Raw genomic sequence first — 26,280 nt, 5'->3', positions numbered from 1 at the left:
TTAAAATTTTTGTTTAGACGATAGACGAAAGACGATAGACGAAAGATTTTTCAAAAAGGAAATTCTAAATCATTCTTTCGTCTTTAGTCTATAGCCGCAAAGCGGCATTCTTTCGTCTATTACAGAGTAGCGATAACGTCGGATTCCTTAACGATGAGGAAGTTTTCGCCATCAACGGTAACTTCGGTACCGCTGTACTTGCCGTAAAGCACCACGTCGCCAACCTTGACTTCCATAGCGACTACTTCGCCCTTGTCGTTCTTGCGACCCGGACCTACGGCCACGACCTTACCCTGCATCGGCTTTTCCTTTGCATTATCCGGAATGAAGAGACCGGAGGAGGTCTTCTGTTCGGCTTCTGCCGGCTTGACAACGATTCGATCTGCTAAAGGCTTGATCATTATTTTTATCCTCTTTTGGGCTTTTGCCCAGTTAAATGGCTTGGTCCACTTGAACGTTGGAGCTGTTCCAAATTGGACCATATTTTTGTTTCGTCCCTTGTGAAGCAATTTTCGTGCCAAACTGTTAAATCCAATTTTATAGGGTAGAACTTAGGCCGTATTTTATGAAATGTTTAATTTTGAGACTGTATGTTTGCTGTAAAATGTCGTTACTACAGAGAATGTTTAAAAATGAAACTTTTGCGAGGTTTTACTGATGGCTTGAAATTTGAAAACAGAATGGTGTTGAAAAGGTTCCAAAAATGATTAAAAATTGTTTTTTTCGTACGATTTTTTTATCTTTCACCTTACGTAAGGGTGTTTGAAAACACTACAATAAAAAAGGGTTTTTGAATGAAAATTGTACTTCCTGTTGCTGGAAATGGCATTCGCCTACGTCCATACACGGAAAATCTACCAAAGTGTTTGCTTCCTGTTGCTGGTAAGACAATCTTAGACTGGATTGTCGATGATGCTCTTTTTTTGAATCCTTCTGAGACGATTTTTATAACGGGTTATAAAGCTTCGGCTGTAGATGATTTTTTGAAACAGAAACCGGAATGGGGCGCTGTTCGTACGGTGGTCCAGTCCAATCCGCAGGGCTTGGGCGAAGCTATTAGCCTTGCTCTTCCGTATGTAAACGATGACGAACCGCTTTTGATTATCCTCGGCGATACTCTTTTTGAGGCTGATTTGTCCATCTTGAAGAATGCATCCGAGAATATTCTTTACACGTTCAAGGTCGCTGACCCGAAGCGTTTTGGAGTCGCAGTCACGGATAAGAATGGTCATATTGAACGCCTTGTGGAAAAGCCGCAGGAATTCGTTTCAGACGAAGCTATAGTTGGCATTTATTACATCAAGGATGTCAAGGCTCTCAAGGAGGCGTTGAACTACCTCATGCAGAACGACATCCGCACGAAGGGCGAATTCCAGTTGACGGATGCCCTTGAACGCATGATTCAGGGTGGTTGCAAGTTCCGTACGGCTCCGGTTGAAAAGTGGCTGGACTGTGGCCTTGTCGAAACATTGCTTGCTACGAATGCCCATGTATTGAATCGCAATGCTACGACCGAGTCTCCGGTCGATGGAGCCGAAATCATCATGCCTTGCCATATCGGCAAGAACGTGGTTATCAAGAATTCAAAGGTCGGTCCTAACGTGTCGGTTGGGGATAACTGCGTGATTGAAAATTCTGAAGTTAGTGATGCTATCCTTTGGAACGGTGTAAAGGTTGTGAACCAGAAGCTTGCTGACGCCGTGATTCACGAATAATTTTTGAAATAGTGTAGCGCAGGAATGCGCGGCACGCTTGATCCGCATTTAAAAAAGGACATCGCTCAGCGATGCCTTTTTTTTCGTCTTTCGTCTGTAGCCGCAGAGCGGCGTTCTCTCGTCTATTATTGTACGTCTACGTCAACTTTATACATCGGTTTGTCTTTGTAGCCGCGGAGTGCGTCTCTCGGAGCAGTGATGACCTTGAGGTTCTTTTTCGTGACACCCGGCTGTGCGCGCAAGACCTTGAGAAGGTCGTTGTTGCGCTTTGTTGCCATTTGCGGGAGAACCTTCATCATGTAGTTCTTGTCAATTTCAGCGGAATGTTCCTTGACGTAAGCCTGGAACTCCTTGTCTTTTTCCTTGATTTCTTCAATGGCTCTGTAGTCAAGTTCGTTCAGTTCAGTCTTATTATTCTTTTGTTTGTAGAAATCAATTTTGAGCTGCTTGACCTTGTATTCCTTGGCTGTCTTTCTCGGATTGTAGTATTGCGTGAATGTCAGCATTAACTTCGGATCCTTCTGGAGCATTTCGGTCATTTTGATGGCCTTGGCGTATTGTTCGCTGGTGAACGTTTCGGTGTTGGCATCAATTAGCACTTCGTTGTTCTTGCCGAGGTCAAAGCCGAGAGCGTTGGCGCCTGCCATGGCGAGGTTCCCGACGAGTCTGAACGGCGAAATGGCGACCTTTACGAGAAGGTTCACGACTGTCTTCCAGATGATTTTGCCGTAAGAGAATTCCGGGTCGTCCAGGTTACCTTTGACCGGCACGTCGAACTGAATCTTGTCGTCCTTGTCCTTCAAGATATAGAGACCGATCTTCATCGGGACTGTGTATTCCGGATCAATGTCGTCCACCTTGTTCCCGACGGTGATGTTGTAAATGTCGATGGTGTTCTTGCTGTCGAGGTTGCGGTCGACAATCTTGTTTTCGCTGGCGAAGGCGAGGGTGCCTGCCTTGAGCGGGTAGGCTGTGTAGTGCAACGAGTAGTTCGAGAAGTGCTTGAGCACGAGGTTTTTCACGCTGATGTAGATGTCCATCGTGTTCAGGTTGCTGAGGGCTCCGTGGTATTTGAGCGAGAGACTGCCACCTTCGGGGAATGCGGCAGAAACGTTCACGTTGCAAGGCGTGTCGTAGTTGATGTTCTGGCCGGTAACGGTAATGGCGCTCACCTTGTAGTTGAACGGACGGATAATGGTGTGATCGGTGATGGTGATGTAAGTGTTCTTGACGAGGAGCTTGTTAATCTTCGCCTTGAGCTTCTTTGCGGCGGCGGGCTTTTCTGCTGTGGTTGTTGCGCTAGTCGAATCAGCGACGACCTTCGTCGTGTCTGCGGGTTCTTGCTTTGCAGCTTCTGCAACCGGTTCTACCTGCGTAGAATCGGCGGCGGTTGTATCCGTCACGCTTCCGGCCTTGTTCTTCGGGGTGAGGAGTACGTCAATGTTTGTCTTGCCGTCCTTGTACAGGTCGATGTGGGCGAAGGCACCATCTACGATGACGGAGTCGATGAGGTATTCGTTGTCGACGAGGTTTGCCTTGTTGATTCCGACGGTGACGTTTTCTGCGCCCATCTTGCTTCCGCTGACTTCGGTGAGGTCAATCTTGTCGAGCGAGACCTTGCCCTTGACATTGGAGGCGAGGATGCTGTTGATGTTACCGCTGATGGAGATTTGAGCCGAGAGGTAACCCGCAAAATCCTTGTAGTTGATGGAATCGTTCAGGTACGGCTTGATGCAGGAGAGTGCAAATCTATTCAGGTTCAGGAAAATGTTGAAGTCGTAGGTGGCCATGTTGGCATCGACCTTCACGTTCAGGTCACCGCCGTCTGCAAACTTGAGGCTCACGTCGACGCCGGTCGAGTTGTCTTCGAGATAAATGGCCGGGATGTTGATGGAAAAGTCCTTGAGGTGGAACTTGGAGCCGACTTTTGTATCCTGGTAGATGATGTTGCCCTTGTCGAATACAATGTTTCTCAGGCTGAGCTTGACGGGGAGCCCGGCGGCGATTTCGGCAGCGCTCTTGCTGCTGTCCGATTCGACCTTCTTTTCTTCGGGGTGCTCGGCATAATAGATGCTGTCCTTTTGGGCGAGGAAGTCTAGAATGTCGGAGAAGTTGAAGCGTTCTCCGTGCTGCGTGGTGCGAACATAGAGGGCCTTCATGTAGATGTCGCTGATGTCAAGCGTTCTCGTGAAGAGCTTTAACGGGTTGATGTTCATGCTGAACTTGTCGAACGCGACAAAGCGGGTCTTGTCGTCCGCTTCCATGACCGCGAGCGTATCTACGTCCAAGACGTAGGTAAACGGGTTCAGGCTGATGTTCTTGATGGTGATGCTTCGGCCAATCATTTCCTTGGAGTGCTCTTCGATGTAGCTACGGGCAATCTTGGGCGCTACGAGAAGTGTGACGAAGTAGAGGAGGATCAAAGATCCTAATACAATGAGGGTGATTTTGAGTGGCTTTTTCATAGTATAAAATCTAAATATAATTGTGATAAAAATGTTATGTTCCCTGTGGTAAACATGTCTGTCGCGATTTGTTTTCCGTCTTTGTCCGAAAAAAGTTATTCTTAGGGTATGAACGCGAAAATCCATTATTGTCATCCGGGTTATGTTCCTTCAGGAGCAAAGTCTTTTTTGGTCGCCTTTTCGGAAGGCTCCTCTTTGCCGTCGGTCAAGTTCAATATTCTAGATAGCGAAAATCGCGTTGTTTATGAGGGTTTGGCCGAAAACTTGCAGCGCTGTGAATACACCGGCGAGACTCTGTTCAAGGGTGACTTTTCGGCGGTCAAAACCCCGGGGCGTTACCAGATTGCCTTGGTGGACTTTGATGCGAAGTCGCATTTGTTTGAAGTCTCGGACGAATGGGTTTTGCGTGAACTCAAGTCGAATATCAAGTCGTTCTATTACCAACGGAGCGGTGTTGAATTACCGGAGCGTCTGGCGGGGATTTGGGCTCGCCCGGCGGCACATTTGGACGATAAGCTGGAATTCCATCCGACGATGGAACGCGCGGGGCTTTGGAATGCTCATGGCGGCTGGTACGATGCGGGCGATTACGGCAAGTACATTGTGAATGGCGGCGTGAGTGTTGCGACTTTGATGCTCGGCTGTGAACTGATGCAGGTACATTCTCAAAAGTCTTCAATTGTTGGCGGAGCCGACTTTAAAGAATCGTATGAACTGCCGGTAAGCTTGCTTGATGAAGTCCGTTTTGAACTGGAATTTTTCTTGCGCATGCAAGATGATGATGGTGGAGTGTTCTTCAAGGTGACTCCTTATCGTTGGGATGGCTTTGTGACGCCTACGGAATCGGATGCTTCTCAAAAGCGCTATATCCTTGGAAAGTCGACTTCTTCGACGTTGAATTTTGTGGGCGCACTAGCTCAGGCTCACCACGTTTATGCAAATGTTGATAGCGAATTTGCAGAAAAATGCTTGTTTGCCGCTGTTCGCGCATACCTTTGGTCCGAAAAAAATCCTGAAGTCGATTGGCCGCACAATACAGAAGGCAGTGGCGGCTATGGTGATTCGGATTTAGGTGATGACTTTTTCTGGGCTCGTGCGATGCTGTATCGCGAACTGAAAAATGTGGAAAGTATTGCAGACGTAAATGTTGCCGGCTTGTTAGAACGTTTGGAAAGTCAACTTCCGGTAGATATGGACACGTACCTGCCGACATACGGATTGCAATGGCGATCAACGCAGAACCTAGCCTGGTTTGCACTTGCGACAATGGATTGCAAGTGGACGGAACGCGCCCGTATGGCGTTCAAGTACACGGCCGAAGAAATCTTGCATCTGCAAAAGGAAGACCCGTATGGACTTTCAATTTGCAAGTTCATCTGGGGGAGCAATGGCGATATTGCAAACCATGCGCTGACGCTTTATTTGGCGTATGAATGGTTTAATGATTCGAAGTATCGCGATGCGGCGATGGAACAGATTGAATTTATTTACGGCAAGAATCCTGTAGACGTGAGCTTTGTGACGGGCTCTGCTTGGAGTTCCCCGAAGTTCCCGCATCACCGCATTAGCCATTCCGATGGCGTTGATGAACCGGTGCCTGGGCTTGTCGTTGGTGGCATTAATGAAGACCGCCAGGATTTGCATAGGAAACCGCATTACATGGGGGAGGCTCGTGGCATGTCTTATGCAGACGAGCAATGTTCTTTTGCCAGTAACGAAGTTGCTATCAACTGGAGCGCTCCTCTGACTGCGGCATTGCTGCTGTTAAGCGCTTAATTGTTGCTTAAGTGAAATGCGCGGCTTCTCCGTCATCCTCGAAGCGAAGCGTAGAGGATCCATTATTTTTTTGCTGGCTTTGTTTGTGCTTTCGCAGGCGCTTTAGCATCAGCTTTCTTTTCTACAGCCTTTTCTTTCGGCAGTTCTTTCGCTGTAGCCTTGGGTGTATCTTTGGCTTTTGCCGATGTTTTTTCTTGCGTCTTGCTTGAATCTTTCACAGCTTCTTTTGTTGTTTCTTTGGCTGTTGCTTTTACAGAATCCTTGACGGCTTCTTTTTCTGATTCGACTTTTATCTTGTCCTCAATTTTCGGCAGGAGTTTTTGCAAGTTGACGTTTGAACGGAATTCTCGCTTGTATTCAGCGTAAGATTTAATGGGTTTGTAGTATGAGGAGTCCACTGCTTCAAGCGTATCTGTATTGAAAAGGTCAAAGTACGAGACGAAAAGAGCTGCCCAGCCACGGAGCCAGTCTTTGCGCGATTCGCGGTTGCTGTACCAGCAATTGGGATTGTATGTCACGTGATGAATATCTTTGGTGATGTAGACTGGGCTATTGCCTGAAAGCTTCTGGAAAATTCTCTTGACTCGGTATGTGGAGGCTGCGGATGTCAGCAAAAGGACTGTGTCGGCATTGTGCTTCTTGAGCCAAGGGACGAGCGAATAGGCTTCGCTGATGGTGGAGGGATCGTTGTGCGGGACGAGAAAAACGGCATTGCTATCGAATGCGCCTAGTTTCATAAAGTCGTCGGCGTAATATTCAGAGTTGCTTCGGTCGCGATAAACGCGACGACCGAGAATGAGGACTGAATCTGCTTGGCCTTCGTTTAAAAGGTTCGCCGCAAAATCGCTACGTTCAAGGTCTGCACTTTGCCCGTCGAGAATGGCGACCCATTTGACATGTTCAAAGTTATCGTCTTGAACAAGCCAGTGACCGCTTTTTTCAAAGATGATATATGTGATAATTGCTATTGCAAGTAAAATCAGCAATGCGATGCCTATGCTGAAGTTCTTTTTCTTTTGGCTGCTCTTATCTGATTTTAAAATTTTTGACAAAATAATTACCTGCAGAACTTGTACAATGCGGCGTCTTCGCCATCGGAATAATATTTCTTGCGGACGCTATACAGCTTGAACCCGTGCTTCTCGTAAAAGGCGCGAGCCTTGGCGTTTCCATCACGGACTTCCAAAAAACATTGGTCGCCATTTTCGGTGAGCTTGTCCAAACCCGCTTTCAAAAGTTGACTGCCGATGCCTTTGCGCTGTTCTGATGCGCGAGTGGCGATACTCAAGAGTTCGGAATCGGGTCCGAGCAAATGGAATATGGCATAACCTAAAAGCTTGGCTTCATCTTCACAAACAACGCAATATGCATAGCTTGCGCGGATTTCCGACAGAAATTGCTTCTCGTTCCAATCCTGAAACGCAAGTTCCCGTTGCAATTCAAGAACTTGTGGCAAGTCATTTTCGGTCATCTCGCGCAGTAGCATTGTGATTACACCTTCAACTTCTCGAAGTAAGACGGCTGGATGTAGTTTGCTTCTTGAATGAGCGATGGTTTCACAGTATCAAAAAGCGGAGACCACATGTTGAGCTTCTTGTCGGTGTCGAGAGTCGTTGCGATTCCTTTGTCCTTGAAAACGGCGACGAGCGCTTCGTCTGTAAGCGCGGCTGCATCAACAACAGCGTTCTTCACGGAACTAGCCTGGAGTCGTGCAACAACGTCTGCAGTTTCAATAAAGCTCTCTTCGTTGTTCAAACGCAAGTACCAGAATCCATTGCGTGCGCGAATCACGACAGCAACAGATTCATCGGGAACGCCGGCAAAGCAGGCGAGGGCTTGCAATGTCGTCACGCCATACAAATTGCGCTTGCCGCTAAAGCAAAGGCCCTGGCAGAACGCGACGCCCGTTCGCAGTCCGCTGAACGAGCCCGGTCCGACAGTTACCATGACACGCTTCACGTCATCGAGAGTGGCGCCGACCTTAGCCAAAAGGTTATCCAAGCTTGCGCTTAGAATTTCGCCCTTGGCAGATGGATCGACCATTTCTTCGTACACGGAGTCCGCGCTCAGTGCCATCGAAATTCCCTTTCGGGATGTATCTACTATTAAGTTATAGTTCATAGTTACTAGTTCGTAGTTACTAGAACTTAGAGCTTAGAACTTAGAGCTTAGAAAAATGTTTGGATCAACTTGTCTAAGTTCTAAGAGCGAAGCGGTCTAAGTTCTGCCAACTGCGGCAACGCCGCTAACGCTTAATCTCCAAGCTCTTGTCGATGATGAGGTCAATGAGCTGGCTGTAGGTGATGCCAACGCAAGCTGCCTGTTGCGGCAACAGCGATGTCGGGGTCATGCCCGGGAGCGTGTTCGTTTCAATCGCAAAGAGCTCGCCATCCTTCGTGATGCGGACGTCCGTACGGCTGTAGCCAGCACCGCCCAAAGCGTAGTGGGCGTTCTTCACAAGTTCCTGGATGCGTGCTGTGAGTTCCGGTGCAAATTCAGCCGGAGTGACTTCCTGGCATTCGCCGTTGTACTTCGCTTCGAAGTCAAAGTATTCGCGGGTCGTCATGCGCATTTCAGTCGGCGGGAGTGGCTTTTCTCCTTCGATGTAGCCGCAGCTAGCCTCGCCACCGGCGATGAACTTTTCGCAGAGCAAACGGTTAGAATCCTTGAACAAGTCCTGTGCAATCTTGCCTGCTTCGTCGAGATTCTTCGCGATGCCAATGCCGATGGATGAGCCTCCCAGCGGGTCCTTGATGACGAGTGGGTATCCGAGTTCGTCGGCAACGCTTACGAGCGTGTCACCGGTAAAGTCGTGCTTCCAGATCACGCGGTAAGGCGGAGTCGGGATACCGTTTGCACGGTAAATTTCTTTGGACTTAATCTTGTCCATGGCTAGTGCCGATGCCAAAAGGCCGCAACCCGTGTACGGGATGTTCCAGTTTTCGAGCATGGCCTGGATGTGGCCGTCTTCGCCCCACTTGCCGTGGAGGGCGAGGAATGCAATATCGGCCGACGGAAGTTCCGAAAGAGCCGGAGACTTCTTTTTGTTGGCGGCTGTGCCTTCGAGGCTGTGGAAATAGTTTTCCGAGAAATTAGCCTTCTGGTACGGAGAAAGTTCACGGGAAGACCAGTGCCAGGTACCGTCTTTGTCAATGAGCACCGGGTGGATGTTGTACTTTTCCGGATCCATGGCGCGCACAACGCCAGTACCGCTAACGACAGAAACATCATGTTCAGTAGATGGACCGCCCATCAATACCAAAACGCGTAAACGGGACATAAAAACCTCACTAGAATTTTCAGGATTTAATCTAGTAATTTCACGTAAACTCTTGCCGGATTGAACCGACATAATCTATATTGGAAAAGATAGGTGTTGAAAAAGGAGTTCTTATGCGAGTATTTGTAACGGGTGGTACCGGCTTTATCGGTCATTATGTGGTCAAGGCTCTTTTGGATAGAGGGCATGAAGTCGTTGTAGCAACGCGTCACCCGAACAAGGTGCCGACTTTAAGGGCTAATCCGAACGTCTCGTTTGTCGAGGCCGCTTTGACGGATTTTGAAAAGATGGGCGAGGGCCTTGTCGGCTGTGATGCCTGCATTCACGTGGCTCTCGGTTGGGGCGATACTCCAAGTGCAATGCTCATGAACGATACTCGTGCAACGATCGCTCTTTTGGAAATGGCCGCTCGTGCGGGTTGTGACAAGTTTATTTATACTAGCAGCACCTCGGCGATGGGACGTGTGCGTTCCGAAATGCACGAGATGACGAGCAATTTGCCGATTGACCTTTATGGGGCGACCAAGGCGGCTGGTGAGGCTTTTGTGCTTGGCTTTAGCCATGGTTACGGAAGCCAGTTTCCCGAAGTCAAGATGAAACGCAATATTATCCGTCCGGGATATACGTTTGGCAATCCGGCGTTCCCCGATGGGTGCTCTCAGCCTGACCGCAGGTTCTTTGAAATGGCTTATGCTGTCAAGGAAGACCGCGATATCAATATCATCAAGAATGACGGTACGCAGTTTATCCATGCTTCTCAGCAGGCTCAAATTTATATGAAGCTCCTGGAATCCGATTTGAACGAAGAAATCTTCCTCGGTCTTGGTTCTGAATGGATTAGCTGGAAAGAAATTGCAGAAAAGATGATTGCCCTTAAGCCTGGGTGCAAATCAAAAATCGTTGAAACCGATATGGGGTGGGGTGATGAACCCATGCTCTATAGCGTCCAGAAAATCAAGGACAGTTTTGATTTGGCATTCGATGCCCATGAATTTTTGGATGAACACATCCGCTGGACATTTGAAAACGCTTAATTAGTAGACTATAGGCTGTCGGAAGTAGACAGTGTATTTTAAAAGGCTCCATTTGGAGCCTTTTGTGTTATGACGTTAGCGTTACTTCCTACCGTCTATTTCCTACTTCTAACTATTTACCCGCAGCGTGTCTTTTGAGCGTCGGTTCCGATATAATCGGGGTAGTCGTTGTCAAAGCATGCGGCGCAGTAGTTCTCGCCTTCACCGGTACATTCCTTCATGCCTTCAACGCTCAGGTAGCCAAGACTTTCGACTCCGAGCATTTGTGCAATTTCGTTAGGCGTCATAGAACTTGCGGCAAGTTCGCCTTGACTCGGGAAGTCCATGCCGAAGAAACAGGGATGAGCTACCGGAGGCGATGCGATACGGATATGCACTTCAAGTGCGCCTGCATCGCGGAGCATTTTGGATAAAATCTTGAGTGTTGTACCTCGTACGATGGAGTCTTCGACGACGCAAACGCGCTTGTTCTTGAGCACGCCCACGATGGGGTTGAATTTAAGCTTGACTTTCTGTTCGCGGACGTTTTGCGTGGGGTCGATGAACGTTCTTCCAACGTAGTGGTTACGGAGTAAGCCTATTTCAAAACGGATGCCGCTAGCTTGTGCGTAACCGAGTGCCGCTGTTGTGGCGCTGTCCGGCACAGAGATGACGATGTCTGCATCGACAGGGCATTCCTTGGCGAGCTGCTTGCCCATCTTACGGCGAATTTTATCGCAACTTTGTTCAAAAATCTTGGAATCCGGTCTGCTAAAATAGATGTATTCAAAAATGCAGTGGGCGAGGCGATCTTTTTGCGTAAAGCGTTCGGAATGGAGCCCGTTCTTTGTAATGGTCAAAAATTCACCGGGCTGGATGTCGCGAACGTAGTTTGCGCCGAGCAAGTCAAATGCGCAGGTTTCGCTAGCAACGCACCATGCTTTACCCATGCGGGCAATCGAGAGCGGGCGGAAACCGAAACCATCGCGGGCGACATACATGGAATCTTTGCTGATAAAAACGAGGCAGAAGCTTCCCGTAAATTTTGTGATGGCTTTTTTTATGGCTTCACCCAGGTCATCGGCCTGGGTGCGTGCTATTTCGTGTAAAAGGATTTCAGAATCTGAAGTGGTCTGGAAAATGTGGCCATCGGCTTCCATTTCGGCACGAAGTTCGTTGGCGTTAGTGATGTTGCCGTTGTGGGCGACTGCAATTTGCCCCCACTTGCAACTGACGAGAATCGGCTGTGCGTTGGCAAGAGTGCTTGCACCTGTCGTGCTGTATCGCACATGACCGATGCCGGCGAAACCGTCAAATTCGTCAATGTTGTGTTCTCGCAGTAACGTTGAAACTAGTCCCATGGATTTGCGGACGCGAATCTTGTCTCCGTCGCTGATTGCAAAACCGGCACTTTCTTGACCGCGGTGCTGCAGTGCGTAAAGGCCCATGGTAATATTACGGACAACGGCGTCGCCATTATAAATGCCGATAACGCCGCATTCTTCGTGCAATTCGTCGAGCATAAAGCCTCTTTGAAATGAATACTTCCCTTGCCTCGAAGGCCGTAGCTCACCCATACGGGTGCAAGCGGAGAAGTGGACCGCATAGGATAGCAAAATGCGTGCCATCAAAATCTAGAGCCGATTTTGCTATGTGATTTACAAATTTTGTAAAAACAAAAAGTGTAAAATATTACACAAAATGAAAAAACTCCTCAAGTTGGGGAGCCTCTTGGAAAAGCGATCAGTTACTGGACTACTGAGCAGATTAGAAGCGTGATGAGTCCAAGGAACATCGCAAATTTAGTGAATGTCTGTGCTCGACGATAATTTTGGCTACTTGCGCTTACCATGACGATGGCAAAGGTGGGGGTCAGCGTCAACGCTGTTAAGGCGAGGAACAGGGGCGGATAATTGTGGTCAAATAACTTATCCAAAAAGAAAACGGGTACAGGGAGTGATATCCATGTAAAGATGATTATGTCTCCCGCGAGCCTGCGAGCCACTTTGTCTCCTGCGATAATCGGAAACGTCATAATGCCTGCCTGAAGGTCGCCGTTCTTATCTTCAAGGTCTTTGTAAATTTCACGAGCAATGGTCAGTAAGAACGCAAAAGGTATTGCAGGAATGATTGTCCACATGTGTTCTTCTGGATAGTCGTGGTTTGCAAAATTGAAAAAGTGCTGTACGGCGTAAAGCAACGGGGTCGTGCAGAGAAATGCGACTGTGATGTTTTTGAATGCCGGTGAACGCTTGAGATAGTGGTTGTACCCGATAAGCAAAAAGACGAGAAATGCGAAGAACAACATCGGAAACGCCAAGATGAGTGCGCCCATCCATCCAAAATCAAGGGCGTGGTCCCAATCCTTGACGATGTTGATGAATTTTACAATCTGAATGGTGGAATCGCCGATGCCGCAAAGAAGCGTGACGATCATCAGGATAATCCATGTTATTTTGGCCGTCTTGACGGACACTTCACCTGTCACGAGAGGACGTTCCGGGCGGTTTAGCTTGTCGCTTTCTAGATCGAGAATGTCGTTTTGGATGTTGGCAAATCCGATTGCTGCAGAAAAACCAATAATCTGTAAAATCAGAACTGGAGTGGTCGGATTGTGCTGCAGCAATGTATAACCCACGAGAAGCGTGATGGTGGCAATCACGATATTTACAGGGCGAGACATCTTAAAAAGCGTGAAAAGCGTAGAAATCATGGATTTTTTCCTTCGATTACAACTGAATAATAGACAAAAAAATCAATTGCGAAAAGAGCTTTTCTTTAAAATTGCCTTAAATGTGCGGAAAAGTACATCTGTTGGTTCCATACCTTGCCGATATCTTTCTTCTTCCTACTGCCAACTTCCTACCGTCTACTAATTTCTATCTTTAGACCATGCCTTTTTTTACGAAGAGTAATTTGGAAGATTTGAGAAAGGAAGCGGAACAGCTTTCTATTTGCGTTGAGCATTTTCTGTACGCTTCGGAACATATTCCCGAAAGCGATTGGAAAACGAAAGGTTTTTACGACAATTGCATCGAAAAGTGCAATGGCCGCCTGAAGGCGATTCATTTTTTGATGGAATCAATTCGCCGTGGACGCCCGGTGACTGAAGAGGAATTGGAAGAAGCGCGGGAGCTCGAAGACGAAAAACTTTCTAAATTGAAGAAAAATGCGAAATAACGATTTTGATTCCGACGAAAATGAAGCTCCTTTGAAGAGTGTTCGCACATCAAGACGCGAACACAGAAGCCGCCGTATCGACGTGATGCGTGAATTGGAATCGGGAGTCGTTGATGAACGTCCTATCAAGGAACGTTTCAGTCGCGAATTTAAAAAGGCGAAAATCAAGCGTATCAAGAATCCGGTTGAAAACATCGGTGAAGAAAATTGTGTGGAAGGCCTTGTGCTCGAAGTCCACCGCCGCACCTGCGAAGTGCGGTTAGACGATAGAACGCTCGCTGACGCGAGCTACAGACGAGAGACGAAAGAAAATACCCCTCTCTCGTCTCTCGACTCTCGTCTTTCGTCTAACACAGTTACTGCCATGTACCGTGCGACAACGTCCAAAACGCTTGGTGAATTTCCTGCCGTGGGCGACCGCGTTTTGCTCGGTCTCGTGAACGATGCAGATGACGAAGGCGATGGCGTCGGTTCGCAGAAGTATTGCGTTGTGCGTGTGCTCCCGCGAAAGAGCGAACTCAAGCGCCCGGGCCCGCGTGATAGCTTCTACAAGCAGCAGACGCTTGCCGCTAATATTGACCAGGTCGTGATTGTCGCAAGCGTGACGCAGCCGGAATTCAACTACGGATTCATGGACCGCTTTTTGCTTGCCGCAAACTTGAACGATTTGCCGTTTGTGCTCGTGCTCACCAAGATGGATTTGCTGCCGAACGGCGAAGCGGACCTTTCGAGCGATATCCGCGACTTCATGAAAATCGTGGACAAGGTGATTCCCGTGAGCGTTAAAAGTGGGGATGGCCTCGAAGTTCTGCGCAATGAACTCGTCGGAAAGTCCTCAGTCTTTAGTGGCATGAGCGGTGTCGGCAAGTCTACATTGATTAATGAACTTGTTCCTCACGCCGAACTGCGCACGGGAGATGTTCGTGAACGCGACGGCAAGGGTCGCCATACGACGACCTCTTCGAGCTTGTTTGATTTCCCGGGTGGTGGTTACGTAATCGATACGCCGGGCATTCGTAGCATTGGCCTTATGGACATGGAACCCGAAACGCTTGCTAAGATTTTTCCGGGTTTTTTCGAAGATGATTTGTTCACGTGCAAGTTTAGCAACTGCAAACACCTTAAGGAACCGGGCTGTGCTGTGCGTGCTGCTGTTGAATCGGGCAAAATTTCTGAAGCTCGCTATGCAAGTTATGTACGAATTTTGAATTCAGGAAAGTAATTCAATGTCTGATTATGTTGTAAAAATTGCGCTCATCGCTTCGATTATCCTGATGGGCTATAATATATCGGAATTTGTGGCTAGCTATAATGTTGTTTCTGAAAAAGCAAGCCAGTTTTTGCAAATGGCAAAAGACAATGCTGCCTCTGATGCTGATTTGCGCAGGTCTAATCTTTTGCTGTCTAGCGTGTTGTCTATCGGCTATTCGGTGCTGATTTATTTTTCGGATATTGTGATTTGGCTTGTGGCTATTGTGGTCAGCAAATTGATAATTACATTGCTTCTTTCGGATAAGGTTTTGATTCAAATTTTACACGACAGAACGCTTTCTCAAAAGAGCTTTCTTGTTTCAAAGTACGATGCCTTTTTTAATGCCGTGATGGGCCTTGCCTTTGCATTGGTTTTGGTGCTATAATATGAAATTTTCAATGAACTTTGTAAAACGTATTGTTTTGTCTTTGGCCTTTGTCCTTGCTGGGGCAACGAGCTCGCTTGCTCAGGGCTTCTCGGGTTCTTCGCCTGCTGTTTCTAGTCCGTTTGGTGGGGCTTCTGCGGGGGCGGGGACTAGTATGCGCTGGCCGCTATTCTTGGGCGGTACTTTTGGGCTTGGCTCAGGAGCGGGTGTTGGCGATGGTAACGGAGTCGGCATTTGCCAAATCAAGCCAATGATTGGAGCATGGATGCCAGGCCTTGCCTTTGTTCGCTTGGGTTATGGCTTTTCGAGCTACGAAGAAAAGGATGACGAAGGCCGTAAGAGTGAAGTTGAAAGTTCGGATCTTAGCATTGATTTGGGTGTGCATCTCCTCAGTGAATTTTTCGTGAAAGGTTCTTATTCTCGAGTGAATGCGCTTAGCGAAAAAGGCGATGTCGCATGGAATGAATGGAGTGCAGGGTTTGGTACGTTCTGGATTGTTTTCTCAAGAACGTTCCTGACGCTTGATATTGGTTACCATTGGGTGCTTGAACATTATGACCCGTTGATTGATAGGGATGTTTCGGGTGGACGTTGGCAGATGAATCTTGGATTCTCTGTGTTTGTCTATTAATTTGTAAATACTGACGAGTTGTGTTATGAAGAATGTTGCTGTTTTGGGTGGTGCTTTTGATCCGGTCCATAAAGACCACATGCGTGTGGCTAGAACCTGCTTGGACCGAGGTTTTTGTGATGAAGTCTGGTTTATGCCGAGTCCCGATCGCTGGGACAAGCAGTTGAACACTTCGCCAGAAGACCGCTTTGCAATGCTCGAACTTGCATTCTCAGGCGATAAGCGTTTGTTCCTTTCTGATCTGGAAATCCAGCAGGGCGATTATCGCGGCTCGTACGTGTTCTTGATGAGCCTCAAGGAAAAATTCCCGGAAATTAATTTCCGCTTGCTCACGGGTGCCGATACTTATGAAGGTATCCCACATTGGCGCGACCCCTTGAATTTTTACGGCACGAACTACAACGGCCATTTGTTGCTCCGCGATATTGAACTGATTGTCTTTGCCCGCAATGGTTACCCGCAACCGGATATGGAACAACATAAACGCAATGGTTACGCTCCGCTTTACTGGCTTGGGCCGGAACAGGGCTTTAACGGCGTTTATTCAAGTACCGCCATCCGCAGGTCGCTTTTGCTGAACCGGAGTGTTTGCCCGCAGGGGCTGGAACCGTCCGTTTACGATTACATCATCAAGCACGATTTGTACAGGGAATAAAATGGGCAAGGCTCCGTCAGATATGTTCTTTGAAAGCGAAGTGCGCCTTGAATACGAAGGCCGCCTTTTGCTCGATTCCCTTTGCGACCGTTTCACGTACCACAGCCGTGAAGACTGGATAGACCGCCTGACGCGCGGACTCGTGACGATTAATGGTGCAACAGCCAATGTAGAGACTGTAGCGCATCGCGGCGACAAGGTCGTTTACCATGTCGAAAATTACAGCGAGCCCGAAGTCCCGACCGATTTTGAAACGGTCTTTGAAGATGATGAATTTATTCTAGTCGCAAAGCCGGCTGGCGTCCCGGTGCATCATACGGGTCGCATTTTCTACAACACGTTTGCAGCGATCATCCGCCGTGAATTCGATTCCGAGACGGCAACGCCGATGCATCGACTGGACCGCGATACGGGCGGACTTATCTTGTTTGCAAGGTATGGCGAAACGGCTGCACGTTTCCAGAAAAATCTGGACCGCATTTTGCTTCGCAAGTTCTACCTCGCAGTTGTACGTGGAAAGTTCCCGGAAGGCGAAGTGGAATGCCACATGCCTTTGCGTGAAGACCCGGAAGACCCGATTCGCTTGCGCATGCACCACCGTGAAGGTGGCAAGGAATGCTTTACGCGCTTTAAGCTCGTGCGCCATTTGGATTGCCCCGAAATTGCACCGGAACTTTCGCTCGTCGAGGCGGAGCTCATTACGGGACGTAAACACCAAATCCGTGCGCACCTCGCCGAGATGGGTTACCCGATTGTGGGGGACCGCCTGTATTACCGCGATGGTGAATTTTACCAGAAACTCGCGCAGGGTGGAGAACTCACCGACGAAGATATCAAGGTTCTTGGAGCTCACAACCAGATGCTTTTTGCGTACAAGGTTGAACTCCAGCTCCCGTACTGGAAAGAACCCCGCACCTTCGAAAGCCACGCATACCCCGCAGACATGGCAAAACTCCTCGCAGAATAACGCAAAAACGCGAAAAAATGCGTTTTTTGCGCCGTTTTTACATAAAAATTGAATCAGTGCGTGAATTTTGGTCGCACTTCTTTGTATTTTATGCACATGAAATTTTCATTCCTTCCTAAAGTATTGTTGTGTCTGGGGCTTTCTGGCGTTTTTGCCGTTGCCCAAGAAACGGTAGAAAGCGTTCGTCGCCAAATCAAGACGGTCGAGGCCGAAACCGCTCGCGAAAAATCTATGCACGAAGCCGAAAAGAAGCGCCATGCCGAATTCGTTGAAGTCGGTCGCAAAAAGGTGCAGAACCTCTCGGCCCAGAACAAGTCCTTGAAAGCCGAAATCGATTCGCTCAAGGTCGAACTCAAGAAAATTTCAGCGGCCCGCTCCAAGACGAATGGCTCAATCCGCTATTTCGAAAACCGCAAGACGAAGTACGCCGATTCTCTTGCGACGGTCATCGATTCTCTCGTACCGTTCTTTGAATCGGATTTCCCGTACCGCACGGACGAAGCAGTCAAGAACATCCTGGAAATCGCAAGCATGTTGCACAAGGGCCTAATCGAAACGGACGACGCCTTGAACCGCACGATGGAAGTCTTTTACGACCGCATCCGCCTGGGTTACACCACCGAAGTTTGGAAGGGCTTTTTGCAGGTGGACGCTCGCAACGTGGCTGGAACGTATTTGCGCTACGGTGCAGTCGCCTCGATTTTCGTCAGCAATGACGGTAACGATGTTTTGTTCCTCACTCGTAACGGTCTCGGCTACTCCTGGAAGAACGTCTCCGAAGACCTCACGATGCGCACAGTCCTCAAGGACGTGATGAAGGTCGCCGAAGGCAAGACCGCTCCAAGACTTGTGACTATCCCAGTATCTTTTCCGAAGGAGGCTAACTAATGTTTAGACGAAAGAACGGTGCTTCGCCCCTTCAGACGAAAGACGAAAGAGTGTCTTCTAGTAGCGGTTTTTTGAGGCGTTTATCTCTCGTCTCTCGTCTCTCGCCTCTCGTCTTAGTTTTGCTTCTCGCTCCTGCTTCTAATGCTCAGCAGAACACGACTGTTGATGCCGTCAAGAAACGCGCCGAACTCAACAGCGCTAAGGCTGATCTCGAAGAAGCCCGCCGCAAGCGCGACATGGCTGTCGCCGCCCGATGGAAGGACCGCGAAACGTTCAACAAGGAACGTGAACTCTTCAATGAAAAGTATCAGCTCGGCAAGGAACGCGTGGATGCCTTGATGTCCGAACGTACCCGCTTGCTCGAAGATGTGCGCGTGGCTCGCGAAGACTTGGCACAGGTCAAGCTCCAGGCTGAAAAGGCACGTGCCGAATACCTCTCGCTCGCTGCAGGTCCGGAACGCTTGGAAATGCTCGCCAAGTTCCAGGAACAGGGCGTGCCGTTCAAGGTTGCCGATCGCGTCGAAGCGCAGAATAAGGTCAAGAAAGAGATGGGGCTCTACCGTGATGACCCGCTCCGCATTGCCCGCGCGATGCTCGACGTTGCCAAGAAAGAAATGAAGTTTACGCGTGAAGTCCGCACCGAAAAGGCGGACCTCATGTTCGGTAGCTCGGTTGCCGAAGGCGACCGCATGCGCTTGGGCGGCCTCTTTGCTATGCAGATGGCGAAGGTCACAGACATCAACGGCTTCCATCCGTCGGCTTTGATGCTCCCGGTGGCAGGCGAAAAGAAGCGCGTCTATAGCTGGCAAGAAAATCTCTCTCCCGAAACGCGCAAGGATGTGGCAAAGGCTTTTGCTGGCGCTAACGATTCCGCTTTCGTGATGGTGCCGGTCGATGTCCTCCTCAGTACCGAACTTTCGAGTGAACTTGCAAACCACCAGGAAACCACGTGGAAAGAAGACTTTGCTGAATTTTTCCACAACGGTGGCATTCTGATGTACCCGATTGCAACGCTCTTTATCCTCGGCCTTATCATCTTCCTCGTGCGCCTTGTTTGGCTCCTCGTGCTTGGTTTTGGTGGCCGTGGTGCACGCAATGCGGTAAAGGCTCTCGCAAATCGCGACCTCCGTCTTGCAACGGCTGAATCCCAAAGTGCTCATGGTGAAGTGGGCAAGGTGTTGCGCTCCGTGCTTGGCAAGAATTTCAAGGACCGTGCCAGCGCCGAAAAGTCTCTCGAAGTCCTGTTCGCTGGCGAAGTGCCGAAGCTTGAAATGGGCCTCAGCTGGATTTCCGTGTTTGCCTCGACTGCACCGCTCCTCGGTCTTTTGGGTACCGTTATGGGTATGATTGAACTTTTCAATGTCATCACCATGCACGGCACGAGCGACCCGAAACTTTTGGCAGGCGGTATTTCCATTGCCCTTGTGACGACGGAAGCTGGCCTTATCGTGGCTATCCCGCTCCAGCTCTTGCACACGCTCCTCGTGAACATCTCGGATTCTGTCCGTACCCGTATGGAAAAGACGGGCCTTGCCGTCCTCAACGCTATCTGGATTAAGGAAAAGTAATGGACGAGTATTCCGTCATCGAAGCGACCATGAGCATCCTGCTGCGCGGCGGCTGGGTGTTGCTCCCGCTATTCCTGATTGGGTGGCTGGGCTGGTTCTTGATGTTTGAACGATACGGCTATTATTTTATGCTGAAGGGCACTTCGACTTCGAAGTTCTTCAAGGATTTGGACACGGTGGGCGAGGAGGCTGCTTTTGCAAAACTCCGCAAGCGCCGCTTTGGCTACTTCTTGGCTTTGGTCGAAAACGTGCGGAAGTACCGTAACGATGGTCCTGTGGCTGTACGCAATGCGATGCTCGCGACGCGTCACGAACTGGACGTGAGCCTTTCCAAGTCGCTCAAGACGATTGTGACTTGCGCTTCGATTGCTCCGCTCCTCGGACTTCTGGGAACGGTATCTGGCATGGTGCATACGTTCGAGACGATTAAGCAATTTGGCTTTGGAAACCCGGTGCTCTTGGCCGATGGCATTTCCGAAGCGCTCCTCACGACGCAGGCGGGCTTGCTTGTCGCGTTCCCGTTGATGCTCGTTTATAACTATCTCGAAAGTCGAGTAGATTCTATTGGTGATTTTGCCTGGGGCGAAGCGCTCAAGTTCGAAGAACGTTGCTTTGCCAAGGAGGTTGAATGAGTTTTATCCGTAAACGTTCGAGAAGCGGTGGAGGCATTGATGTCTCTCCGATGCTCGATATGGTGTTCATCCTTTTGATCTTCTTCATCGTGACTTCGACGTTTACGCGAGAAACTGGCGTGGATGTGACGAAGCCGAAGGCGAGTACCGCAAAGGAACTCGCGAAGGAAAGCATTTTGATTGGTGTCACCCGTCAGGGGACCATCCACATCAACGAGACGCAGGTGAACCTCTCGACTTTGCAGACCGTGCTCCGCCAGATGATGGCCGAAGCACCGGACCGCCCGGTGATTATCGTGAGCGACCGTGACGCTCCCAACGGAGTCGTGGTTGATATCCTCGATGAATGTAATTTGGCGAAGGTGAGAAAAGTCTCCATTTCCGCGAATAAGGAGGAGTAGCTCTCGCTCTCATGCTTGACTTTTGTGCGAAATATTTCCGATTCCCGGTGGCGTTTGTGCTCTCGTTTGTCGTGGGCGCGGTGTTCTTCCTTGCGATCCCGGTCATCAACGTGTTGTTCTTCGATAAAGGCGTGAAGTCCGAAAAAGTTCTCGAAGAAGTGACCGAAGTTGAAGTCCTCGTGAGTGAGAAAAAGCCCGAAGTGAAGCAGAAGGTCATCCGTACGGTGGCGACTCCGAACACGTTCAAGGTTTCGGCGCACATGGGTGTATCTCGCAGTCAGAATTTCCAGATGGATTTGTCGCTTGCTCGCGGTGCTGCTGGCGATGGCGTTGCCGTAGATGCAGGCTCGATGGAAAATGTTATTTACGAGGCTGGCGAAGTGGATGAACAGGCGCAAGTGTTGCGCGAAATCCAGCCGAAGTTCCCTGAACGCGCCAAGAAAATGGGCGTCTCGGGTTACGTGAAAGTATTTATTGTGATTGATGTGAACGGCGACGTGGCTCAGGCTCAGGTGCTGACGCAGGACCCGGCTGGCTATGGCTTTGATATCGAAGCGCTCAAGGCTATTCGCCAGTGGAAGTTCTCTCCGGCGCAGTTACGCGGCTTCCCAGTAGCACAAAAAGCTACAAAGGAGTTCCGTTTTGTTAAGTAGGTTAGACAATAGAACGGAGCTTTGCTCCTACAGACGAAAGACGAAAGAAAAATCTCTCGTCTCTCGTCTCTCGTCTCTCGTCTTAGTATTCCTTCTTGCGCTGCCGCTGCATGCTGCGGATGATTTCTTCTTCAAGGCGAACGAGCTTTACGACCAGGGGCGTTACAAGGAATCGGTGAAGTATTACCGTGCCGCGATTGACGATGGCCGTTACGAGCCGTTTGCGTGGTTCAACTTGGGCAACGCCCTTGTGCAGCTCGGCAAAAAAGAAGTCGCGATGGTTGCTTACAAGCGCACTGTTGAACTCCTTCCGGATTTTGTGAAGGCTTGGATGCTTCTTGGCGATTTGTACTACCTCGCCGAATCTCCGAGCGATGCGATTGTCGCCTACAACCGTGCGATTGAACTCGGGACGGAAACGGATCACATTCATTTCGCCCTTGCTGAATGTTATATGAAGGGCAGCGATTGGACGCTTGCGCAAAAGCATTTTGAACGTGCGCTGGCGCTAAACCCGGACCGCATGGACGCTTGGTATGGTCTTGCCGAAGTCTATGAAAAGCTTGGCGATTACGAATATGCGGTGAAGACGCTCAAGAATGCGCTCCAGATGACAGCGACTGCTGGCGCCGACGTACATTACACGCTCTCGTATTACTACCGCAGCATGGATTCTACGCGGCTCGCTCTCAATGAAATGGAAAACGGCGTGATGATGGACCCTGAAAACGTTTCCGCTCGCCGTTATCTTGCGCAGATGTATGTCAAGAATGAATCCCCGTGGATGGCTATTTTCACGCTGGAAGAAGGACTCCGCCACAAGAAAGGCATCGCCGATTTGAACCTTGATTTAGGGCAAATTTACTTTACGCAAAAGCGTTACGACGAAGCGTTTGAATGTTACATGAAGGCTTGGCGTGCCGGTAATTCTCAGGGCCGCATTGGTGCCGAAAACGTAGGCCATATCTTCTCGAACGCCGGCGACACCGAAAAAGCTGAAACCCTCTACGCCCGCATCCGCGACAAGAAATAAATGAAGAAAAACTTCCCGTTTACTCTTCGAGTTCTCGTATTTTTTATTGCATACTTGCTGTTTGCGGTTGTAGCGATTGCTATTGGAGTCACCTTTAAATTTGGGTATGCAGAAGCCGCACTATGGCTTTATTTGCCTCTTGCGGTTCCAATGCTGTACTTGCTCGTCGCTGTTTTTGTAATTGAATTAATCAGGATGTTTTGGAATAAACGAAACACTCCGAACTCGGAAGTTGAATGGCGACAAATGCATTATAACGCAATCGTTGTTAAAGTGCTTAATACAGTTGCCGTAGTTTTCTTTACGCTAGTTGTGGCGTTTACGGTTGTTTGTTCTTTTAAATAGTTTTAACAACCTTTCTTTCGGTCTTGCCAGACACTTTGATTGAACAGCTGGCCTTCGGAGAGTCCGTACTTTTCTTCGACGCCGGCCTTTGAAATGGCGGTGTCGATGTCGAGCTTGCCGCGGATGGCTTGCGTGTAAATGTCGATTTTGCGGCGGACAGATTCGGGTTCTTCGTCCAAGAGTTCTAGGCGGTAGCTGCTCACATTTTGTGCGATGAGCCTTGGCAATAGCTTGAGGGCGGATTGCGGCTTGCCGACAAAGAGCGTGTTGCGGCATTCGGCATCGGATTGCAAGAAGTGGCGTTCGCCTTTATGGTCGAGAATTTCGACTTTATGTTGTGTGCAAATCTTTTTGCATTCGGGGAAGCGGCGGCCTGTTGTGAGGGCGCGCGCGAAGGCGCAGTATTCCGAGTGGAACGCTGGCATGTATTGGTGCAGCGCAAGTTCGAGCTTGCTTCCGTCTATGTTCTTGAGCAAGTCAAAGAGCTGAGTGCTGTTGAGATCCCACGACGGGTGCAATTTTTCAAGGCCTTGAGCCAAGAGCCAATCGTAGCTTGCGCTGTTGGTGGCGTTCAGGCTGTAGTCGCCGACCATCGGAATTCCGGAATCCTTGAGGAGCGCAAGCGAACCGAGGTTACGCACCAATGCAAATTCTGGCATGAGCGTGAGAATTTGTTTGATGTAATGGTTTTCGCTGGGCTTGTGGATACGGAGCGTGGCGATGCCTGCTTCAAAGCCGAGCTTGTGGATGCGTTCGAGCGGTTCGTCGTATTTCACGCCCCAGTCAAAATCCATGATGACTTTGTCGATGTCGAGACCTTGCAAAGCGTCGATTTGTTCGGGACGGCGGACGAGGACGGTAATTGTGCGGCGGTTCTTGGGCGTGCCTGTTGCTTTGTCGGGGTTGCCCGCGACCATGCTTGTGCTGCTTGCGACGCTATGTAGGAATGCGCGACCGTTGTCTGCAGATGGTGCAAGCTCTTTCCACTGCAGGCGCTTTTCGTCAAATGCTTGTACGGCTTCTTGGCGGAGTGTGCGCAAAACTTTGCCGGGGAGGAATGCGTTTGCAGGTAACTTAATTTCAAGCTTGTCGAGAATGTAAGCGGTCGCGCTTAATCCGGAAAGTTCTTTCTTGGCGATGGCTTGGAGTGCATCGGGAGCGACTTCGTTGCGTGAGGCTTCGAGGATGGCGCCTTCGACGGTGACCGTGCGTGTTTCGTCTGCGACGGCTTTCGTGCTTTCGCAAATCGTGAGTTTGAGCGGTTCGCCAATTTTGCCTTCGAGTGTCATGCACACGGGAATGTGCTTGGCGAAACTCTTGTCGGTAAAAGTCTTGTGGAGTTCTTTTTCGAGAGCGGGGGAGTCGTTGCGGTACGCCTTCATGCCGTACGAGACTTTGCGCAAGTTGAATTCTCGACCGAATTCCAGACGAACTTGCGACTTCCCGGCGCGATTGGCGAATGTCGCTTTGTACAGTCGACTTCCCGTTTGGCGCGGCTCCGGCTCTGCCCTATATTCCTCAAATAAAATCCCGTCGCCCGGCAATAAAGTGCATGGAACAGGTTTGTCTTCAAGTTCTACAATCACGCCGTTACGGTCTACTTGGACGACGGTTCCGATAAATTCACCGTGATGGTTCGAGAACGATCCATCGACGAGTTCCTGGTGGTTCACTCCATCGAGCCAACCTGTGTTGAGTCCTCGCGAGAACAAAACTTCAAGCGGTTCCAAGTCCTGCGCGGTAAGCTCGGCGGCATTTCCATTCGCACACTCGGCATTTTCTTTATAACCTTTCTCGCTCAGAATTTCTAATGCCTTGCGATACGCGTGCGAAACGGCGGCCACATATTCCGGGCTTTTCAAACGCCTTTCGACCTTGAGCGATTCCACGCCAATTTCGCGAAGTTCTTCCAATTTTGGGAGCGCACACAGGTCTCGCGTGCTGAACAAGTAACGGGCCTTCGGGTCTTTCCATTCCTTGCCGTCCACAAAAATGCGGTAGGGAAGGCGGCAGCTTTGGGCGCACTGCCCGCGGTTTGCCGAGCGCCCGCCGAAGTTTTCGCTGGTAAGGCACTGGCCCGAGTACGAGACGCAAAGTGCCCCGTGAATGAAAACTTCCAGTTCTAGGTCGGTGAGACTCTTGATTTGCGCAATTTGCTTAGTCGAAAGTTCGCGTGCCAAAACTGCTCTTGAAAATCCGATGTCCTTGACCAAGTTCACGGCTTCGGAACTCGCAAGCGTCATTTGCGTACTTGCGTGGATTTCCTGTTCCGGACTGATCGCTTTGATGAGCCTTGCAAGTCCGATGTCCTGGATGATGAACGCGTCCGGCTTTAACGCAATCAAGCGTTCCAAAAATTCCGGCAACTCCTGAATTTCGCGCTCGAAGATGAGGATGTTCATTGCAAGGTACGTCTTTACGCCGCGAAGCCTTGCGTAGCGGATCATTTCCTCGACATCTTCAAATGAAAAATCTTCGGTTCGACCGCGTGCGTTCCAGTGGGGCACACCATAGTAAACCGCATCCGCCCCGTTGTTGATGGCAGATTCCAGCATGTCGCGCGTACCGACAGGCAAAAGAAGTTCAGGATTGTTCATACCCGCAAAAATAGAATTTACACTTCGTCTAAATTGTAGCCGAATTGCACAATGGCGCCGGTATTGGCTTCACGGAAAATGCGCAAGTGGGCAAGCCCATCGAGGATGGCGTTGTCGAGCGTGTCCTGATTTTGCGCCGCATCGTTCCCAAGTTCAATAGTAGGTATGTCCTGTGAACCCTTGTAACCCTCGTGGATGACTTTCACGTAAGTGTATTCCGGATCCATTTCAAGGACTGCATTGTGGATATGCTTGTCGTTATAGCCCGTATCGCTCTCGAATGATTGCTCGGAACGGCTACGGATCGTAAGAGAACCGCAATAGCCATCCTGTTTAAATTTCAACCATTTTTGTCCGACTGTCATAATTCCCTCAAAAAATAATCTAATTTTGCGGTATGTTCAAGAAATCCCTTATTTTGTCGTCTTTAGTTTGCATTTCAATGTTTGGATTCTCGGGCTGCTCCAACCAGGAGGCTGAGTACAAAATTGCAACTCTTACCGAAGAAAACGCCCGTCTGGCACGTCAAGTCCTTGTTCTCAAGGCTACTTTGGATTCATTGAACGCCCACAACAAGGCCGTGGATCACTCGCTCAAGTCCTTGGACATGAAATAAGAGAAACTTTGGGCGCATGTGCTCAAAAAAACATACAATTTTCTCTCATTTTCTTACAATAAACCGATTTTCTGCACGAAAAATTTGTTAAATTTGCGCTCGTGACTGGCCCCGGTTTGTCGCCACGGCGAAAACCATTTTTGCTTCCCACGTGAAGCCCCCGCGACCGTCAAGTCTCCAAGGAGGCGCTAGTAAGATGGTCTTTAATTAACCCACACATTCCAGTCA

General features: G+C 49.4%; 27 protein-coding genes. 17 read left to right on the top strand and 10 right to left on the bottom strand.

The genetic code is table 11. The features are described from left to right. Positions 1 to 119: 119 nt before the first annotated feature. Positions 120 to 401 (bottom strand): co-chaperone GroES, encoded by a 282-nt coding sequence (groES, locus tag FSU_RS02170; RefSeq protein ID WP_012819905.1) that lies wholly within the window; start codon positions 399 to 401, stop codon positions 120 to 122. A gap of 393 nt (positions 402 to 794) precedes the next feature. Between groES and FSU_RS02165 the strand changes: the two genes are divergently transcribed. Then, positions 795 to 1,715: a sugar nucleotidyltransferase gene (locus tag FSU_RS02165; RefSeq protein ID WP_012819904.1), complete on the top strand. Its 921-nt coding sequence runs from the start codon at positions 795 to 797 to the stop codon at positions 1,713 to 1,715. 125 nt (positions 1,716 to 1,840) lie between these two features. On the opposite strand, the gene FSU_RS02160 is transcribed toward FSU_RS02165, so the two are convergent. Next, positions 1,841 to 4,180, bottom strand: a complete 2,340-nt coding sequence (locus tag FSU_RS02160) for a DUF748 domain-containing protein (RefSeq protein ID WP_012819903.1) — start codon at positions 4,178 to 4,180, stop codon at positions 1,841 to 1,843. 108 nt (positions 4,181 to 4,288) lie between these two features. Here FSU_RS02160 and FSU_RS02155 point away from each other — a divergent pair, with 108 nt between their 5' ends. Beyond that, a complete protein-coding gene (locus tag FSU_RS02155) occupies positions 4,289 to 5,956 on the top strand; it encodes a glycoside hydrolase family 9 protein (RefSeq protein ID WP_012819902.1) in 1,668 nt (555 codons plus the stop codon). A 62-nt stretch (positions 5,957 to 6,018) separates the two neighbouring features. Here the strand turns inward: FSU_RS02155 and FSU_RS02150 are convergent, their stop codons facing one another. From FSU_RS02150 to FSU_RS02135, 4 genes are all read right to left on the bottom strand, one after another. Continuing rightward, positions 6,019 to 7,008, bottom strand: coding sequence for an ElyC/SanA/YdcF family protein (locus tag FSU_RS02150; RefSeq protein ID WP_012819901.1), 990 nt, complete (start codon positions 7,006 to 7,008; stop codon positions 6,019 to 6,021). Between the two features lie 5 nt (positions 7,009 to 7,013). Next, positions 7,014 to 7,442 (bottom strand): ribosomal protein S18-alanine N-acetyltransferase, encoded by a 429-nt coding sequence (gene rimI / locus FSU_RS02145; RefSeq protein WP_012819900.1) that lies wholly within the window; start codon positions 7,440 to 7,442, stop codon positions 7,014 to 7,016. Positions 7,443 to 7,447: 5 nt separating this feature from the next. Further along, complete coding sequence (gene tsaB / locus FSU_RS02140; RefSeq protein WP_014545229.1) at positions 7,448 to 8,077, bottom strand: tRNA (adenosine(37)-N6)-threonylcarbamoyltransferase complex dimerization subunit type 1 TsaB; 630 nt, start codon at positions 8,075 to 8,077, stop codon at positions 7,448 to 7,450. A gap of 124 nt (positions 8,078 to 8,201) precedes the next feature. Further along, a complete protein-coding gene (locus FSU_RS02135; RefSeq protein ID WP_012819898.1) occupies positions 8,202 to 9,236 on the bottom strand; it encodes a D-alanine--D-alanine ligase family protein in 1,035 nt (344 codons plus the stop codon). A 113-nt stretch (positions 9,237 to 9,349) separates the two neighbouring features. Between FSU_RS02135 and FSU_RS02130 the strand changes: the two genes are divergently transcribed. Then, the gene (locus FSU_RS02130; RefSeq protein ID WP_012819897.1) at positions 9,350 to 10,270 is read left to right on the top strand and encodes an NAD-dependent epimerase/dehydratase family protein; all 921 of its coding nucleotides are present in this window, start codon (positions 9,350 to 9,352) and stop codon (positions 10,268 to 10,270) included. A gap of 116 nt (positions 10,271 to 10,386) precedes the next feature. Here the strand turns inward: FSU_RS02130 and purF are convergent, their stop codons facing one another. Beyond that, positions 10,387 to 11,772, bottom strand: coding sequence for an amidophosphoribosyltransferase (gene purF / locus FSU_RS02125; protein WP_012819896.1), 1,386 nt, complete (start codon positions 11,770 to 11,772; stop codon positions 10,387 to 10,389). A gap of 224 nt (positions 11,773 to 11,996) precedes the next feature. After that, positions 11,997 to 12,962: a UbiA family prenyltransferase gene (locus FSU_RS02120; RefSeq protein WP_012819895.1), complete on the bottom strand. Its 966-nt coding sequence runs from the start codon at positions 12,960 to 12,962 to the stop codon at positions 11,997 to 11,999. 203 nt (positions 12,963 to 13,165) lie between these two features. Between FSU_RS02120 and FSU_RS02115 the strand changes: the two genes are divergently transcribed. The 13 genes from FSU_RS02115 to FSU_RS02055 all read left to right on the top strand — a co-directional run bounded on the left by FSU_RS02115 (position 13,166) and on the right by FSU_RS02055 (position 22,839). Next, positions 13,166 to 13,429: a hypothetical protein gene (locus tag FSU_RS02115; RefSeq protein WP_041259955.1), complete on the top strand. Its 264-nt coding sequence runs from the start codon at positions 13,166 to 13,168 to the stop codon at positions 13,427 to 13,429. Further along, complete coding sequence (gene rsgA, locus FSU_RS02110; protein ID WP_012819893.1) at positions 13,419 to 14,651, top strand: ribosome small subunit-dependent GTPase A; 1,233 nt, start codon at positions 13,419 to 13,421, stop codon at positions 14,649 to 14,651. The genes FSU_RS02115 and rsgA overlap by 11 nt, the downstream gene beginning before the upstream one ends. Positions 14,652 to 14,655: 4 nt before the next feature. Next, positions 14,656 to 15,066 (top strand): hypothetical protein, encoded by a 411-nt coding sequence (locus FSU_RS02105; RefSeq protein ID WP_012819892.1) that lies wholly within the window; start codon positions 14,656 to 14,658, stop codon positions 15,064 to 15,066. A 13-nt stretch (positions 15,067 to 15,079) separates the two neighbouring features. After that, on the top strand, positions 15,080 to 15,697 hold the full coding sequence (locus FSU_RS02100; RefSeq protein WP_157747919.1) for a hypothetical protein: 618 nt from the start codon (positions 15,080 to 15,082) through the stop codon (positions 15,695 to 15,697). 25 nt (positions 15,698 to 15,722) lie between these two features. Further along, positions 15,723 to 16,352 (top strand): nicotinate-nicotinamide nucleotide adenylyltransferase, encoded by a 630-nt coding sequence (locus FSU_RS02095; RefSeq protein WP_014545227.1) that lies wholly within the window; start codon positions 15,723 to 15,725, stop codon positions 16,350 to 16,352. Next, entirely contained in the window at positions 16,282 to 17,319 is a 1,038-nt protein-coding gene (locus tag FSU_RS02090; protein WP_244263699.1) for an RluA family pseudouridine synthase, read from the top strand. The genes FSU_RS02095 and FSU_RS02090 overlap by 71 nt, the downstream gene beginning before the upstream one ends. Before the next feature lie 96 nt (positions 17,320 to 17,415). Beyond that, entirely contained in the window at positions 17,416 to 18,207 is a 792-nt protein-coding gene (locus tag FSU_RS02085; protein ID WP_157747918.1) for a DUF3450 family protein, read from the top strand. Next, the gene (locus FSU_RS02080) at positions 18,207 to 19,775 is read left to right on the top strand and encodes a MotA/TolQ/ExbB proton channel family protein (RefSeq protein ID WP_012819887.1); all 1,569 of its coding nucleotides are present in this window, start codon (positions 18,207 to 18,209) and stop codon (positions 19,773 to 19,775) included. Before FSU_RS02085 ends, FSU_RS02080 begins: the two co-directional genes overlap by 1 nt. Continuing rightward, on the top strand, positions 19,775 to 20,407 hold the full coding sequence (locus tag FSU_RS02075; RefSeq protein WP_012819886.1) for a MotA/TolQ/ExbB proton channel family protein: 633 nt from the start codon (positions 19,775 to 19,777) through the stop codon (positions 20,405 to 20,407). The genes FSU_RS02080 and FSU_RS02075 overlap by 1 nt, the downstream gene beginning before the upstream one ends. Continuing rightward, a complete protein-coding gene (locus tag FSU_RS02070; RefSeq protein WP_012819885.1) occupies positions 20,404 to 20,808 on the top strand; it encodes an ExbD/TolR family protein in 405 nt (134 codons plus the stop codon). The genes FSU_RS02075 and FSU_RS02070 overlap by 4 nt, the downstream gene beginning before the upstream one ends. 11 nt (positions 20,809 to 20,819) lie before the next feature. Beyond that, the gene (locus tag FSU_RS02065) at positions 20,820 to 21,461 is read left to right on the top strand and encodes an energy transducer TonB (protein WP_012819884.1); all 642 of its coding nucleotides are present in this window, start codon (positions 20,820 to 20,822) and stop codon (positions 21,459 to 21,461) included. After that, the gene (locus FSU_RS02060) at positions 21,451 to 22,494 is read left to right on the top strand and encodes a tetratricopeptide repeat protein (protein ID WP_012819883.1); all 1,044 of its coding nucleotides are present in this window, start codon (positions 21,451 to 21,453) and stop codon (positions 22,492 to 22,494) included. Before FSU_RS02065 ends, FSU_RS02060 begins: the two co-directional genes overlap by 11 nt. Continuing rightward, complete coding sequence (locus FSU_RS02055) at positions 22,495 to 22,839, top strand: hypothetical protein (protein WP_012819882.1); 345 nt, start codon at positions 22,495 to 22,497, stop codon at positions 22,837 to 22,839. Positions 22,840 to 22,841: 2 nt separating this feature from the next. Here FSU_RS02055 and FSU_RS02050 read toward each other — a convergent pair whose 3' ends face one another. Both FSU_RS02050 and FSU_RS02045 read right to left on the bottom strand, forming a co-directional pair. After that, positions 22,842 to 25,436 (bottom strand): U32 family peptidase, encoded by a 2,595-nt coding sequence (locus FSU_RS02050; RefSeq protein ID WP_014545224.1) that lies wholly within the window; start codon positions 25,434 to 25,436, stop codon positions 22,842 to 22,844. Positions 25,437 to 25,453: 17 nt separating this feature from the next. Continuing rightward, on the bottom strand, positions 25,454 to 25,801 hold the full coding sequence (locus FSU_RS02045) for a hypothetical protein (RefSeq protein ID WP_012819880.1): 348 nt from the start codon (positions 25,799 to 25,801) through the stop codon (positions 25,454 to 25,456). A 32-nt stretch (positions 25,802 to 25,833) separates the two neighbouring features. Here FSU_RS02045 and FSU_RS02040 point away from each other — a divergent pair, with 32 nt between their 5' ends. After that, complete coding sequence (locus FSU_RS02040; protein WP_012819879.1) at positions 25,834 to 26,052, top strand: hypothetical protein; 219 nt, start codon at positions 25,834 to 25,836, stop codon at positions 26,050 to 26,052. The last annotated feature ends 228 nt before the right edge of the window (positions 26,053 to 26,280 follow it).

It is taken from the genome of Fibrobacter succinogenes subsp. succinogenes S85, assembly GCF_000146505.1.
Classification (GTDB): Bacteria; Fibrobacterota; Fibrobacteria; order Fibrobacterales; family Fibrobacteraceae; genus Fibrobacter; species Fibrobacter succinogenes.
Note: the sequence above shows the minus strand (reverse complement) of the source record. Positions and strands in the feature narration are given on the sequence as shown.